Source organism: Pandoraea anapnoica, assembly GCF_902459765.1.
In the GTDB taxonomy this organism is placed as follows: domain Bacteria; phylum Pseudomonadota; class Gammaproteobacteria; order Burkholderiales; family Burkholderiaceae; genus Pandoraea; species Pandoraea anapnoica.
This window is the reverse complement of record NZ_CABPSP010000002.1, coordinates 532,798-545,872: the sequence shown is the minus strand read 5'-3', so window position 1 is coordinate 545,872 and position 13,075 is coordinate 532,798. Positions and strand designations below refer to the sequence as shown.

The window sequence follows — 13,075 nt, the reverse complement described above, 5'->3', positions numbered from 1 at the left end:
TCTATGAGTAACGGCCGCTATTCACGCAATTTACCACGCTCGATAGAACCCATGATCGATACCAATCTCGCCAGTTTCGACACCGACGTACTGGCCGTCTCGCATCAGGTCCCCGTGCTGGCCGACTTCTGGGCCCCGTGGTGCGGCCCCTGCAACACGCTCGGGCCGATGCTCGAAAAGCTGGAGGCCGAAGCGCAGGGGCGCATCCGCCTCGTCAAGATCAATGCCGACGAAAACGCGCAACTGTGCGCGGAGTATGGCGTGCGCAGTCTGCCCACGGTTGTCGCATTCGTCGACGGCGAGCCGGTCGATCAGTTCGTGGGCGCGCTGCCGGAAGGGCAACTGCGCGCGTTCATCGACCGCATCGTGCCGAATCCGGCAGATATGGCGCGCAACGTGGCGCGCAAGGCGCTCGCAGAAGGTCAGCCGACGGTGGCGCGCGATGCGCTGCAAGCCGCACTGGCGCTCGACCCGGCACATGACGAAGTCCGCCTCGATTTGGTGGACGTCCTGCTAGGCATGGGTGACATCGATGCGGCACGTACTGAGCTGACGCTGCTCTCGCCGCGCACCGCTGCGAGCGGCGACGCCCGCATCGCAGCGCTCAATACACGTATTGCTGCCGCCGAGCAGGCCAGCCATCTGCCGCCAGCCTCGGAACTGATCGCACGCGTGGATGCCGAACCGGCCAATCTTCAGGCGCGTCTGGATCTGGCCAATCGCTATCTCGCGGACCGGGCTTACGAACCGGCCTTGCAGACGTTGCTCGATATCGTGCAGCGCGACCGCTCGTTCGGCGATGATGCGGGACGCAGGTCGATGCTGGCGATCTTCGAAGCACTTGCCGAGACCGATCCGGCGACGGTGGCGACGTGGCGTCGCAAGCTGAGCGCGGCGCTGAACTAAGCGACGTCCTGACGTCCCATAGCTCTCTAAACTCTTCGACGCATATGACATCTCCCACATCTCCCGCGCTCATTACGTTCGCCCCCGATCAGGCGGGCGAAGCCGTCTTCGATCACCCCGCCGAGGCGCGCCGCGTGAGCGGCAATCCGCAGCGCATGACGCGCCCGTTCTACACCGACGCATTGGGTGAGTTCGATTGCGGTGAATGGACCTGCGAACCCGGCGCGTGGCGCATCGCCTTCGGTGCGCATCGTCAGGAATACTTCTCGGTGATCGAGGGACGTATCCGCATCAGCGATCTTGACGGCAACGCGTCAGAGTTCGGGCCGGGCGATGCCTGCGTGATTCCGGCCGGGTTCGAAGGCGTGTTCGAAGTCATCGAGCCGGTGCGCAAGCACTTCGTGATGTTCGAGCGCAAGGCGGCCGCATGACACGTCTGATCTTTTTCTGCGGCCACGCCGGGGCGGGGAAGACGACGCTGGCCAAGCGTCTGATACGTCCGCTGATCGAGCGCAGCGGCGAGGCCTTTTGTCTGCTCGACAAGGACACGCTGTATGGCGCGTACAGCGCGTCGGTGATGGGCGCGCTGACCGGCAACCCCAACGACCGCGACAGCCCGCTTTATTTGCAGACGTTGCGTGAGCCGGAGTACGCGGGATTGCTGGAGACGGCGCGCGAGAACCTGCGTCTCGGCGTGAACGTGCTGGTGGTCGGCCCGCTCTCGCGCGAGTTGCGCGAAGGCTTGCTGTTCGATCGGGCGTGGCTGGACGTCGACGACGACGTGGGCGTTCACGTGGTCTGGGTGGATCTTGACGAAGCGCACGCGCGCGAGCGCATCGAGAGCCGGGGTAATCCGAACGACGCCTACAAGCTGGAGCATTGGGACGAGTATCGCGTGCGTCGCTTCCTGCCGCCCGCAGCGGCATTCCCGGGACTCGTGCGCTTCGATAACACCGCGCCGACGCCCGACGACGACGAGCAGCTGTTGCAGACGTTGCTGGCCCATACGCGCTAGGGGGCGAAGGGCAAGCTAGCGCCTCGATCTACACACGCGTGAACGCTGCCGCAGAAGGGAAAATCGCCGCGAAGGGAATAATCCGAAATGGCTGGCGTCGCCGGACGTTTCCGCGGTGGCCGTCGCTAAGGTGTGGGCATTTTCCCTCTTGGTGTCGCGTCGATCATGTCCCTTCTATCCCTTCTGTCCGTTATCTCTGCGTGTATTCGCCGTCGGTCCGGCCGTTTCATCGGCATCTTCACGGCCACCATGCTCGCGTCACCCAATGCGACGCTCGCCGCTGAGCCGCCCATCGCGGGCATGCCGCGCCTGAGCACGCTGGCTGCGCCCGCGCAGGCTCCAGCATTCCCTTCCGACACATCGTTCGCGCCGACGCCAGCCGTCGCCGATACGCCGACGACGGCTCGCATTCGCGAGCGTGGACGCATTCTGCTCGGCTATCGGCAGACCGCTGTGCCGTTTTCCTATGTCGACGCCGACGATCAGCCGATGGGACTGGCGTGGGCACTGTGCCAACGGGTCGTGACGTCGCTGCAACAGGAGATGGCGATGCCGGAACTGCGCGTCACGCCGGTGCGGGTGATCGAACAGATGCGCGGGCCGCTGGTGAAAGGCGACGCCATCGATATCGACTGCGCGCCGTCGACGGTCACGGCATCGCGCGGGCAGCAGGTGGCCTTCAGCTTGCCGTATTACGCGGCGAACGTCCGGTTGATGGTCAGGAAGGGCACGGGCGTTGCGTCGATCGACGACTTGCGGGGACTGCGCCTGGCGGTGGTGCAGGGGACGACTGCGGAGCGTCTTGTGAGGGCGCAGCACGCCCGCGCAGGGTTTCAGCTTCTGATGGCGCGCGACTACGACGAGGCGTTTCGCATGCTGAGGGAGCGGCGCGCGCAGGCGCTGGCGCTGGACGATGTGCTTCTCGAAGGCTTGCGCGCCACCAGCAAGACACCGGATGCCTACCGGATTGTTGGTGCGCCGCTCGCCACGCAGTCCGAGTCTTACGCGCTTGTCCTGCCCAAGGACGACCCCGCATTCAAGGCGCGTGTGGATGCGGCCCTTTCGGCGATCTTTCGCAGCGGCGAAATGGCGCAGCTCCAACGGCAATGGTTTCAGGCCGCCGTGCCGCCGTACGGGCATCGCCTGGCGGTGGAGCCGTCGCCGGAAACCCTGGCTCTTTGGGAGACGGGTGGACGTCCCGGCAACGAGCAGGAGGCGTCTGCCACGTCACCGGCATCTCCGACATCTCCGACATCTCCGACGTCCGGCAGTTGATCGTCCGCGCATAAGCTAATGACAAAGGTTTCTTTGCGCTTCGCGACGCAAATCTGTAACTTCCTATCATGCTGTTAATCCGATAGGAATTTGCTGTGAACGGTTTCAAGAAAGTCGACTGGAAAATCGCTGCCGGACGCGTTGCGCTCGGTCTGTCCGTGTGGTTCGCCGCCCAAGCGGGTATTTCGACAGCAACGGCCGCGCCTGCCAAGGCTGACGCAGTCGTCGCGCTGCCGACGGTCAACGGTGACCTCACCGGTACCCTCAAGAAGATTCGCGAGACCGGCGTCATCACGCTGGGGTATCGCGAAGCGGCCATCCCGTTCGCGTACGTGAACGACAAGGGCAAGCCGGTCGGCTACACGATGGATCTCTGCTATGCGGTGGTAGATGCCGTCAAGACCGCGCTCAATCTGCCGAATCTGCGCGTGCGCGAAATGTCCATCACGCCGCAGAACCGTATTCCGCTGGTGAAGAACGGCACCATCGATCTCGATTGCGCGCCGAACACCATTACCCCGGAACGTGCCGAACAGGTCGGTTTCAGCAATCCGTACTACGTCTCGGAAGTGCGCCTTCTGGTCAACAAGAAGGACAACATTCAGGGGCTGGAAGACCTGAAGGGGCAGAACCTCGTGGCGTCGGCCGGTTCGACCGGTGAGCGTCTGGCGCGCATGCAGGCGGAGAAGATCGGCTACCGCGTGATTCCGGCGCGCGACCACGGTGAATCGATGGTGACGCTCGAAACCGGTCGCGCCAAGGCGTTTGCACTCGACGACGTGTTGCTTGCGGGCTTCCGTGCGAATGCTCGGGACCCGGAGTCGTTCGCCATCGTCGGCGCACCGCTGGAGACGGAACTCAATGCGCTGATGCTGCGCCGCGACGATCCGCAGTTCAAACGCTTCGTGGATACGACGCTGGCGCATGTGTACAGCTCGGGCGAGATCCGCCGTATTCAGCGCAAGTGGTTCCAGCAGCCCATTCCGCCGCGCAACGTCAACCTGAATCTCGAACCGAGCAAGGAAGTCGTGGAAGTCTGGCGCAAAGGCTCGCGCGTGACCGAGTGATGTGCCGCTGAGGCCGGAGCAGCGGAAAGTCCCGCCGCACCATAGCCAGCAAGGCTCTGAAGCCCGCCGATAGCGATATCGGCGGGCTTCGTCGTTTACACATTTCGGGCCCGTGTTTACACGTTGTTTACACCCCCTTTACCCCTTTTGTCCCCGTCTTTACGCGCCCCTACGTATCGTTCAGGGCACGGCTGGCATGCGCATGCGAGGGCGCGTCGCGCCCGTGGCGTGCCAGCCGCCACACGATAGGGAGTTGTCATGGACTGGTTATATCTCGGCGTGATCGTGGTGTTCGTTGCCACGACCGTCGGCTTTGTCGCGTTTTGCGCGTCGGTAGGGGGGCAGCAATGACAGCCATGTATTGGCTGAGCGGCGGACTCACGCTCGCGCTGCTCGCTTATCTCGTCTACGCGCTGTTCAAGCCGGAGGACCTAGCATGACACTCAATGCCTGGATCCAGCTCGGCGTTTTCCTCGTCGTGCTACTGGTGCTGGCGCGCCCGCTCGGTCGTTTCATGGCCGACGTGCTCGCCGGTGAATCCCGCGTGAACCGCTGGTTCGCGCCTCTCGAACGTGGTCTTTATCGTCTGTGCGGGATTCGTCCCGAGCAGGAGATGCACTGGCGCACCTACGCGTTCGCGCTGATCGGCTTCAACGCCTTGGGCGCTTTCGCCATCTACGCGCTGCAACGCTGGCAAGTCTGGCTGCCGCTGAACCCGCAAGCGTTCGGTAACGTCACGCCGGACTCGTCGATGAACACGGCGGTCAGCTTCGTGACGAACACGAACTGGCAAGGCTACACGGGCGAATCGACGATGAGCTATCTGACGCAGATGCTCGGTCTGGCCGTGCAGAACTTCCTGTCGGCCGCTACCGGTATCGCCGTCGTGGTCGCGCTCATCCGCGGTTTCGCCCGTCACACGGCGCAGACGATCGGCAACTTCTGGGTCGACATCACCCGCATCACGCTCTATGTTCTGGTGCCGCTGTCGGTGGTGATCGCCGCTGCGTTCATGAGTCAGGGCGTGATTCAGAACTTCGACGTCTACAAGGACGTGACGACGCTGCAAGTCACGCACTACGACAATCCGGTCCTCGGCCCGGACGGTCAGCCGAAGATGGACGCCGCTGGCAAGCCGGTCACGACGCCCGCGCAGACGCAGACGCAAACGCTCGCCATGGGCCCGGTTGCTTCGCAGGAAGCGATCAAGATGCTCGGCACGAACGGTGGCGGCTTCTTCAACGCGAACTCGGCTCATCCGTACGAGAACCCGACGCCGCTGTCGAACTTCCTGCAAATCCTGGCGATCTTCCTGATCCCGGCGGCGCTGTGCCACACGTTCGGACGCATGGTCGGAGACCGTCGTCAGGGCGTCGCGATTCTGGCGGCCATGACGATTGCATTCTCCATTGCGGCGATCGCCACGGTGTCCGCAGAACAGGCAGGCAACCCACTGCTCACCCAGCTCGGTGTGGATCAGCAGGTCAGTGCCACGCAGTCGGGCGGCAACATGGAAGGCAAGGAAACACGCTTCGGTATCGCCGCGTCTGGCATCTTCGCGACGGTCACGACGGCTGCGTCGTGCGGTGCCGTCAACGCGATGCATGACTCGCTTACGCCGCTTGGCGGCATGGTGCCGATGTTGCTGATGCAGTTGGGCGAAGTGATCTTCGGCGGCGTCGGCTCGGGCCTGTACGGCATGCTCGTCTTCGCCATGCTAGCGGTGTTCGTGGCGGGGCTGATGATCGGCCGCACACCCGAATATTTGGGCAAGAAGATCGAGGCGTACGAGATGAAGATGGTCGCTGTGGCCGTGCTCATGACGCCGCTGCTGGTACTGCTCGGCACTGCGCTTGCGGTGCTCGTCGCGGCCGGTCAGGCGGGCGTGCTGAACCCCGCGACACACGGCTTCTCGGAAATTCTCTACGCCTACAGCTCGGCAGCGAACAACAACGGCAGCGCATTTGCGGGGTTGTCGGCAAACACGCCGTTCTACAACACCACGCTGGGTATCGCGATGTGGTTCGGCCGCTTCTGGGTGATCGTGCCGGTGCTGGCGATTGCCGGTGCGCTGGCGCGCAAGAAGCGTATTGCCGCGACGTCGGGCACGTTGCCTACGCATGGTCCGCTGTTTGTCGTGCTGCTGCTCGGCACGGTGCTGTTGGTGGGCGCGCTCACCTACGTACCGGCGCTTGCACTCGGTCCGGTCGCCGAACATCTGGCGATGATCGGTGCGCATTGAACAATGAAATGAGGCATTCGAGGCTCTCATGAATCAACCCTCAAGTAATACCGCCACCCGGCAGATGAGCGAAGGGCATACATCGGCGACCAAGTCGATGTTCGACCCCGCCATCGTCAAACCGGCCATCGTGGACTCGTTCCGCAAGTTGCACCCGATCACGCAGGCGAAGAACCCGGTGATGTTCGTGGTGTACGTCGGCAGTCTGCTCACGACCGTGCTGTTCGGCATGGCCGTGGCAGGCCACGCCGAGGCGAGCGCGCCCTTCATCCTCGCGATCACGCTGTGGCTATGGTTCACAGTGCTCTTCGCGAACTTTGCCGAAGCGCTGGCCGAAGGCCGCAGCAAGGCGCAGGCCGCTTCGCTGCGTCAGGCCAAGAAGAATGTTCCCGCTAAGCAGTTGCGCTCGGCACGTCGCGACGCAGAGTGCCTGGTGATCGACAGTGCCAGCCTGCGTCGTGGCGACTTCGTTCTGGTCGAAGCGGGCGATGTCATTCCGGCCGACGGCGAAGTCGTGGAAGGCGTAGCGTCCGTCGACGAATCGGCCATCACGGGCGAATCTGCGCCGGTGATCCGCGAGTCGGGCGGCGACTTCTCGGCCGTGACCGGTGGCACGCGTGTGCTCTCGGACTGGGTCATCATGAAGGTGACGGTCAATCCGGGCGAAGCGTTTCTCGACCGCATGATCGCGATGGTGGAAGGCGCAAAGCGTCAGAAGACGCCGAACGAAATCGCGCTCACGATTCTGCTCGTTGCGCTCACACTGGTGCTGTTGCTCGCCACGGCCACGCTGCTGCCGTACTCGATCTATAGCGTGTTCGTCACGCACGCCGGAAATCCGGTCACGATCACGGTGCTCGTCGCGCTGCTGGTGTGTCTGATTCCCACGACCATTGGCGGCCTGCTCTCGGCCATCGGCGTGGCAGGCATGAGCCGTATGATGCAGGCGAACGTGATCGCAACGTCGGGCCGCGCGGTGGAAGCGGCTGGCGACGTGGACGTGCTGCTGCTCGATAAGACCGGCACGATCACGCTGGGCAATCGTCAGGCGTCGCAGTTCGTGCCCGCGCCGGGCGTGGACGAGCGTACGCTGGCTGACGCGGCGCAACTCGCGTCGCTGGCCGACGAAACGCCGGAAGGCCGCAGTATCGCGGTGCTCGCCAAGCAACGCTTCAATTTGCGCGAGCGCGAGATGAGTGGTCTGAATGCGCTCTTCATTCCGTTCACGGCCCAGACGCGCATGAGCGGTGTAGATCTGACCGACAAACAGATTCGCAAGGGCGCAGCCGATGCCGTCAAACGTTATGTGGAATCGGCCGGTGGCGTGTGGCCGGTGGCGCTCGCGACGTCGATCGACGAGATCGCACGTCGTGGCAGCACGCCGCTGGTGGTGGCCGAGCATGACGCGAACGGCGCGCGTGCGCTGGGCGTGATCGAGTTGAAGGACGTGGTCAAGGGCGGCATCAAGGAGCGATTCGCCGAACTGCGTCAGATGGGGATCACCACGCTGATGGTCACGGGCGACAACCGTCTGACGGCCGCCGCGATTGCCGCAGAAGCGGGTGTGGACGACTTCCTCGCAGAAGCCACGCCTGAGGAAAAGCTCGCGACGATTCGCAAGTATCAGGCCGAAGGCAAGCTCGTGGCGATGACGGGCGACGGCACCAACGACGCCCCGGCGCTTGCGCAGGCCGACGTCGCCGTCGCGATGAACTCGGGCACGCAAGCCGCGAAGGAAGCGGGCAACATGGTCGACCTCGATTCGAACCCGACCAAGTTGATCGAAATCGTCGAGATCGGCAAGCAGATGCTGATGACGCGCGGCAGCCTCACCACGTTCTCGATTGCGAACGACGTGGCGAAGTACTTCGCCATCATTCCGGCCGCCTTCGCCACCACGTATCCGCAACTCGATGCGCTGAACGTGATGCGTCTGGCAAGCCCGTCGTCGGCCATTCTGTCGGCGGTAATCTTCAATGCGCTGATTATCGTGGTGCTGATTCCGCTGGCATTGAAGGGCGTGAAATATCGCCCGCTCGGGGCCGCGACGCTGCTGCGTCGCAACCTCTTCGTCTACGGTCTGGGCGGGATTCTGGTGCCGTTTGTCGGTATCAAGGTCATCGACATGATCATCGCCGCGATGGGCTGGGCCTGATCGCGACGGCTTCCGGGCGCGGCGGCAGCGGTTGCCGCGCGCCCGGGCCACATTGCTGACACTCTAAGGAACAGACGTCATGAAAACCCTTTTGCGCCCGATGTTGAGCCTGTTTGTGGTGCTCTCGGTCATCACGGGGCTGGTGTATCCGCTGGTCGTGACCGGCATCGGCCGCGCGGCGTTCTCGCGCGAAGCGGCCGGAAGCCTGATTTACAAGGACGGCAAAGCCGTTGGCTCGACGCTGATCGGTCAGAACTTCGACGAACCGAAGTACTTCTGGGGCCGTCTGTCGGCCACGTCGCCGAACCCGAATAACGCGACGGCCTCGGGTGGCTCGAACCTCGGTCCGCTCAACCCGGCGCTAGCCGACGCTGTGAAGGGCCGTATTGCCGCGCTGCGCGAGGCCGACCCGAGCGCCCAACTGCCGGTGCCTGCCGATCTGGTGACGGCGTCGGGCAGCGGGCTCGACCCGGAAATCAGTCCGGCGGCGGCCGACTATCAGGTCGCGCGCGTGGCCAAGGCGCGCGGGCTGACGCCGGAGGTCGTGCGCGATCTGATCGCACGTAACACGCAAGGCCGTCAGTGGGGAATTTTCGGAGAGCCCCGGGTGAATGTTCTGAAGCTCAACCTGGCATTGGACGGGTTGGCACGCGGCGCTGTCTGAAAGGCGCAGCCGCAGGCGGGCCCATGACCGGGAATCTCTGGTTTTGCCCGTCGGCCTGCGGTAGATTGGCGGCACGCCCTGCGCGTGCCGCGTTTTTTTGCTTCATCGGGCAACCGATGACAGTTTGCCGCCCGAAGGTGACGCCGGGCGGCGTGGCTCGCGCTTTCACAGTGGACTGACCCGATGGCTGGCATGGAACGCCCCGATCCCGACGAATTGCTTGGCAAGCTGCAACGCGACGAAGCGCGCGAGCGGCGCGGCCGCCTGAAGATATTCTTCGGCGCTTCCGCAGGCGTGGGCAAAACATTTGCGATGCTTCAAGCCGCCCGCAAGTTGAGCGATGAGGGCACCGATGTGGTCGTCGGTGTGCTGGAGACGCATGGCCGGGAAGAAACGGCGCGCCTGCTCGAAGGGCTGGAAGTCCTGCCGCAGAAGACGGTCGAGTATCGCGGCCGTGTGCTGCGTGAGTTCGATCTCGATGGCATGCTCGCGCGCAAACCGGCTGTAGCACTCGTCGACGAACTCGCGCATGCGAACGTGGCGGGCGAGCGGCACCTCAAGCGCTGGCAAGACGTGCACGAACTGCTCGACGCAGGCATCGACGTCTACACCACGCTCAATGTGCAGCACCTCGAACGGCTTAACGACGTGGTCGGCCAGATTACCGGTATCCGCGTTTGGGAGACGATTCCCGACCGCGTGTTCGATCTGGCGGACGAAGTGAAGCTGGTCGATCTGCCGCCCGACGAGCTACTCGAACGCATGCGGGAGGGTAAGGTCTACATGGCCGCGCAGGCCGAGCGCGCCGTGCGTAACTTCTTCCGCAAAGGCAACCTGATTGCGCTGCGCGAGCTGGCTTTGCGCCGCACGGCCGACCGCGTGGACGCGCAGATGCGCGAATATCGTGCGGACCAGTCCATCAGTCAGGTCTGGCAGGCGCGCGAGCGCTTGCTCGTGGCAATCGGGCCGGGACCGGAGGGCGTGGCGCTGGTGCGCGCGGCCGCGCGACTGGCGGCGAGTCTGCGCGCCGACTGGCTGGCCGTGCACGTGGAAACGCCTGCGATTTTGCGACAGGCGACGGCCCGTCGCGAGAGCGTCTATGCCACGCTCAAACTGGCGCACGAACTGGGCGCAGAAACGCTCACCCTGGACGGGTCGGAAGCCGCGACGACGCTGCTGGCCTATGCACAGATGCGCAACGTCTCAAAGCTGGTGGTCGGGGCGAGCGGTGCGCGGCGCTGGTGGACGGCGCACACGCCGTTGCATGAACAATTGCTGCGTCACGCACGCGGTGTCGACGTGGTGCTGATCGGGCCGGCTGCGGGCGACCGGTCGGCCGAGAACCGGGTGGTGCGCGGCGACTGGCGCGACTGGTTCGAGACGGCCCCGGAACTGGGACTCGTCGGTGGCCCGTGGCGGGCATATGCGTGGGCCGTCGGCATTTGCGGCGCAGTGTCGCTGGCGGCGGCCGAACTGACATCGTTCCTCGATCTCGCCAACATCGCCATGCTGTATCTGCTGGGCGTGATCGTCGCCGCGATGCGGCTGGGGCGTGGGCCGGGGGTGCTTGCGTCGTTCCTCTCGGTGGTGGCGTTCGATTTCTTCTTCGTGCCGCCGAAGATGTCGCTGTCGGTCTCCGACACCCAGTATTTGCTGACGTTTGCCGTCATGCTGACCGTCGCGCTGGTTATCAGCCACCTCACGACGAGCTTGCGGTTTCAGGCGCGTCTTGCCACCTGGCGGGAGCGGCGCACTGGCGCGGTGTATGCGATGGCGCGCGAACTGGCAGCGGCGCTCACGACGCCGCAGATCGTCGAGATTGGCTCGCGTCACGTGCGCGAAGTGTTTCAGGCGCGCGTGGCGTTGTTGCTGCCGGATAGCCAGAGCAGTGTGCGGCAGCCGGTGGAGAATGCCCGGGAAGAGACGATGCCCGCCCATATCGATACGGATGTCGCACAGTGGGTGTACGACCGTCAGCAGGCGGCGGGGCGGGGGACGAATACGCTGCCCGGATCTAACGCCTACTATCTGCCGCTGCGCGCGCCGATGCGCACGCGCGGGGTGCTGGTCGTCGCCCCCGAGTCGGGCAGCGGTGCAATCGGCACGCCGGAACAGCAGCGTCTGCTCGATACGTTTGCGGCGCAAATTGCATTGGCGCTGGAGCGTGTGCACTACGTCGAAATCGCACAGGACGCGCTGGTGACGATGGAGTCGGAACGCCTGCGCAATTCGCTGCTCTCCGCCATCTCGCACGACTTGCGCACGCCGCTCACGTCCATCGTCGGCTTTGCGAGCATGCTCAGTCGCAACGCGCAGACGCCCGGGCCGCTGCGTATCGATCTCGTCGACGCCATTCATGAAGAAGCACAGCGCATGACGGGGCTCGTGACGAATCTGCTCGACATGGCGAAGTTGGAAGGCGGTGGCGTTCAGCTCAATCGTCAATGGCAGATGCTGGAGGAAGTGGTGGGCACGTCGCTGCGTGCTTGCCGTCGTGTGCTCGCCGATCACGAAGTGACGACGCGCTTGCCTGCCGATCTGCCGTTACTGCGTTTCGATGCGGTGCTGCTGGAGCGCCTCTTTACCAATTTGCTAGAGAACGCTGCGAAGTATTCGCCTGTGGGCTCACACATCGAAATCGCGGCACGTGTGCTCGGTGAGGAAGTCGAAGTGAGCGTGAGCGACGACGGTCCCGGTTTGCCCGCAGGCATGGAAGGCCGTATCTTCGAGAAATTCATGCGTGGCGAGAAGGAGTCGGCCAAGCCCGGCATCGGCCTGGGGCTGGCGATTTGCCGCGCCATTGTGGAAGCACACGGCGGTAAAATCCATGCCACCAATGTCCCGGACGGCCACGGGGCGCGTTTCATATTCACCTTGCCGATGGAAACGCCGCCTGTGGCGCCCGACGTCGTGGAAGGGATCGATGACGGCGTAGCCGAGTCCGGCGATTCGGCGTTATCCCTCGACCCGACCGGCGATGTGGGACCTGCGGCTGACGCACCTGACGCAAACGTGACGAAACAACATGAGTGAACCGACCATCAACATCGTGGTGATTGAGGACGAACGCCAGATCCGGCGGTTTCTGCGCACGTCGCTCGAAGCCGAAGGCATGGTCGTGCACGAGGCGGAAGCCGGACGGCAGGGCATGGTCGAGGCGGCCACGCGCAAGCCCGACTTGCTGATCGTCGATCTCGGCTTGCCGGATATCGACGGTGTGGAAGTCATTCGCGAAGTCCGCAGCTGGACCGACATGCCGATCATCGTGCTGTCGGCGCGCAACGAGGAAGCGGAGAAAGTCGTCGCACTCGATGTCGGCGCCGACGATTATCTGACGAAGCCGTTCGGGGTGTCGGAGCTGCTCGCGCGCATTCGGGCGCAACTGCGACGGCATCATCGGGGCGGCAATTCCGAGACGCTCGACGAAGCGTTCTCGTTCGGCGACATCAACATCGATCTTGCACGTCGCAAGGTGACGCGTGCGGGCGAACCGGTGCACCTGACGCCCATCGAGTATCGACTGCTGGTCACGCTCGTGCGCCATGCGGGGCGGGTGCTCACGCACCGTCAGTTGCTCAAGGAAGTGTGGGGGCCGTCGCACGTCGAGAGCAATCACTACCTGCGCATCTACATGGGGCACCTGCGGCAGAAGCTGGAAGCCGACCCCGCACAGCCGCAACACATCCTGACGGAGACGGGCGTGGGCTACCGGCTTGAGGTGGACGCCAACGGTTGAGGTCGTCGGCCGACG

At 64.1% G+C, this 13,075-nt stretch carries 11 protein-coding genes; all 11 read left to right on the top strand.

What is annotated here, in order from left to right:
* The first annotated feature begins 54 nt into the window (after positions 1-54).
* The 11 genes from trxA (at position 55) to kdpE (ending at position 13,060) form a co-directional block, all read left to right on the top strand.
* On the top strand, positions 55-906 hold the full coding sequence (trxA, locus tag PAN31117_RS05565) for a thioredoxin (RefSeq protein WP_150737348.1): 852 nt from the start codon (positions 55-57) through the stop codon (positions 904-906).
* 44 nt (positions 907-950) lie between these two features.
* Entirely contained in the window at positions 951-1,337 is a 387-nt protein-coding gene (locus tag PAN31117_RS05560; protein ID WP_150737299.1) for a cupin domain-containing protein, read from the top strand.
* Positions 1,334-1,921 (top strand): P-loop nucleotide/nucleoside kinase family protein, encoded by a 588-nt coding sequence (locus PAN31117_RS05555; RefSeq protein WP_150737298.1) that lies wholly within the window; start codon positions 1,334-1,336, stop codon positions 1,919-1,921. Before PAN31117_RS05560 ends, PAN31117_RS05555 begins: the two co-directional genes overlap by 4 nt.
* A gap of 165 nt (positions 1,922-2,086) precedes the next feature.
* A complete protein-coding gene (locus PAN31117_RS05550; RefSeq protein WP_150737297.1) occupies positions 2,087-3,196 on the top strand; it encodes an amino acid ABC transporter substrate-binding protein in 1,110 nt (369 codons plus the stop codon).
* 95 nt (positions 3,197-3,291) lie between these two features.
* Positions 3,292-4,263 (top strand): amino acid ABC transporter substrate-binding protein, encoded by a 972-nt coding sequence (locus tag PAN31117_RS05545; protein WP_246188922.1) that lies wholly within the window; start codon positions 3,292-3,294, stop codon positions 4,261-4,263.
* A gap of 347 nt (positions 4,264-4,610) precedes the next feature.
* Positions 4,611-4,703, top strand: coding sequence for a K(+)-transporting ATPase subunit F (gene kdpF / locus PAN31117_RS05540; RefSeq protein ID WP_063389843.1), 93 nt, complete (start codon positions 4,611-4,613; stop codon positions 4,701-4,703).
* Complete coding sequence (gene kdpA / locus PAN31117_RS05535; RefSeq protein WP_150737296.1) at positions 4,700-6,505, top strand: potassium-transporting ATPase subunit KdpA; 1,806 nt, start codon at positions 4,700-4,702, stop codon at positions 6,503-6,505. The genes kdpF and kdpA overlap by 4 nt, the downstream gene beginning before the upstream one ends.
* 28 nt (positions 6,506-6,533) lie before the next feature.
* Entirely contained in the window at positions 6,534-8,660 is a 2,127-nt protein-coding gene (gene kdpB / locus PAN31117_RS05530) for a potassium-transporting ATPase subunit KdpB (RefSeq protein ID WP_370855728.1), read from the top strand.
* 79 nt (positions 8,661-8,739) lie between these two features.
* The gene (kdpC, locus tag PAN31117_RS05525; protein ID WP_150737295.1) at positions 8,740-9,324 is read left to right on the top strand and encodes a potassium-transporting ATPase subunit KdpC; all 585 of its coding nucleotides are present in this window, start codon (positions 8,740-8,742) and stop codon (positions 9,322-9,324) included.
* Between the two features lie 192 nt (positions 9,325-9,516).
* Positions 9,517-12,357: a DUF4118 domain-containing protein gene (locus PAN31117_RS05520; RefSeq protein WP_150737345.1), complete on the top strand. Its 2,841-nt coding sequence runs from the start codon at positions 9,517-9,519 to the stop codon at positions 12,355-12,357.
* Positions 12,350-13,060 (top strand): two-component system response regulator KdpE, encoded by a 711-nt coding sequence (kdpE, locus tag PAN31117_RS05515; RefSeq protein WP_039397601.1) that lies wholly within the window; start codon positions 12,350-12,352, stop codon positions 13,058-13,060. The genes PAN31117_RS05520 and kdpE overlap by 8 nt, the downstream gene beginning before the upstream one ends.
* Positions 13,061-13,075: the final 15 nt, after the last annotated feature.

What these genes read in the sequence shown, in the direction of transcription:
- PAN31117_RS05550 (WP_150737297.1), top strand. Translation starts at nt 2,087, where the DNA reads ATGTCCCTTCTATCCCTTCTGTCCGTTATCTCTGCGTGTATTCGCCGT.
- kdpC (WP_150737295.1), top strand. Translation starts at nt 8,740, where the DNA reads ATGAAAACCCTTTTGCGCCCGATGTTGAGCCTGTTTGTGGTGCTCTCG.
- PAN31117_RS05520 (WP_150737345.1), top strand. Translation starts at nt 9,517, where the DNA reads ATGGAACGCCCCGATCCCGACGAATTGCTTGGCAAGCTGCAACGCGAC.
- kdpA (WP_150737296.1), top strand. Translation starts at nt 4,700, where the DNA reads ATGACACTCAATGCCTGGATCCAGCTCGGCGTTTTCCTCGTCGTGCTA.
- PAN31117_RS05555 (WP_150737298.1), top strand. Translation starts at nt 1,334, where the DNA reads ATGACACGTCTGATCTTTTTCTGCGGCCACGCCGGGGCGGGGAAGACG.
- PAN31117_RS05560 (WP_150737299.1), top strand. Translation starts at nt 951, where the DNA reads ATGACATCTCCCACATCTCCCGCGCTCATTACGTTCGCCCCCGATCAG.
- kdpB (WP_370855728.1), top strand. Translation starts at nt 6,534, where the DNA reads ATGAATCAACCCTCAAGTAATACCGCCACCCGGCAGATGAGCGAAGGG.
- kdpE (WP_039397601.1), top strand. Translation starts at nt 12,350, where the DNA reads ATGAGTGAACCGACCATCAACATCGTGGTGATTGAGGACGAACGCCAG.
- kdpF (WP_063389843.1), top strand. Translation starts at nt 4,611, where the DNA reads ATGACAGCCATGTATTGGCTGAGCGGCGGACTCACGCTCGCGCTGCTC.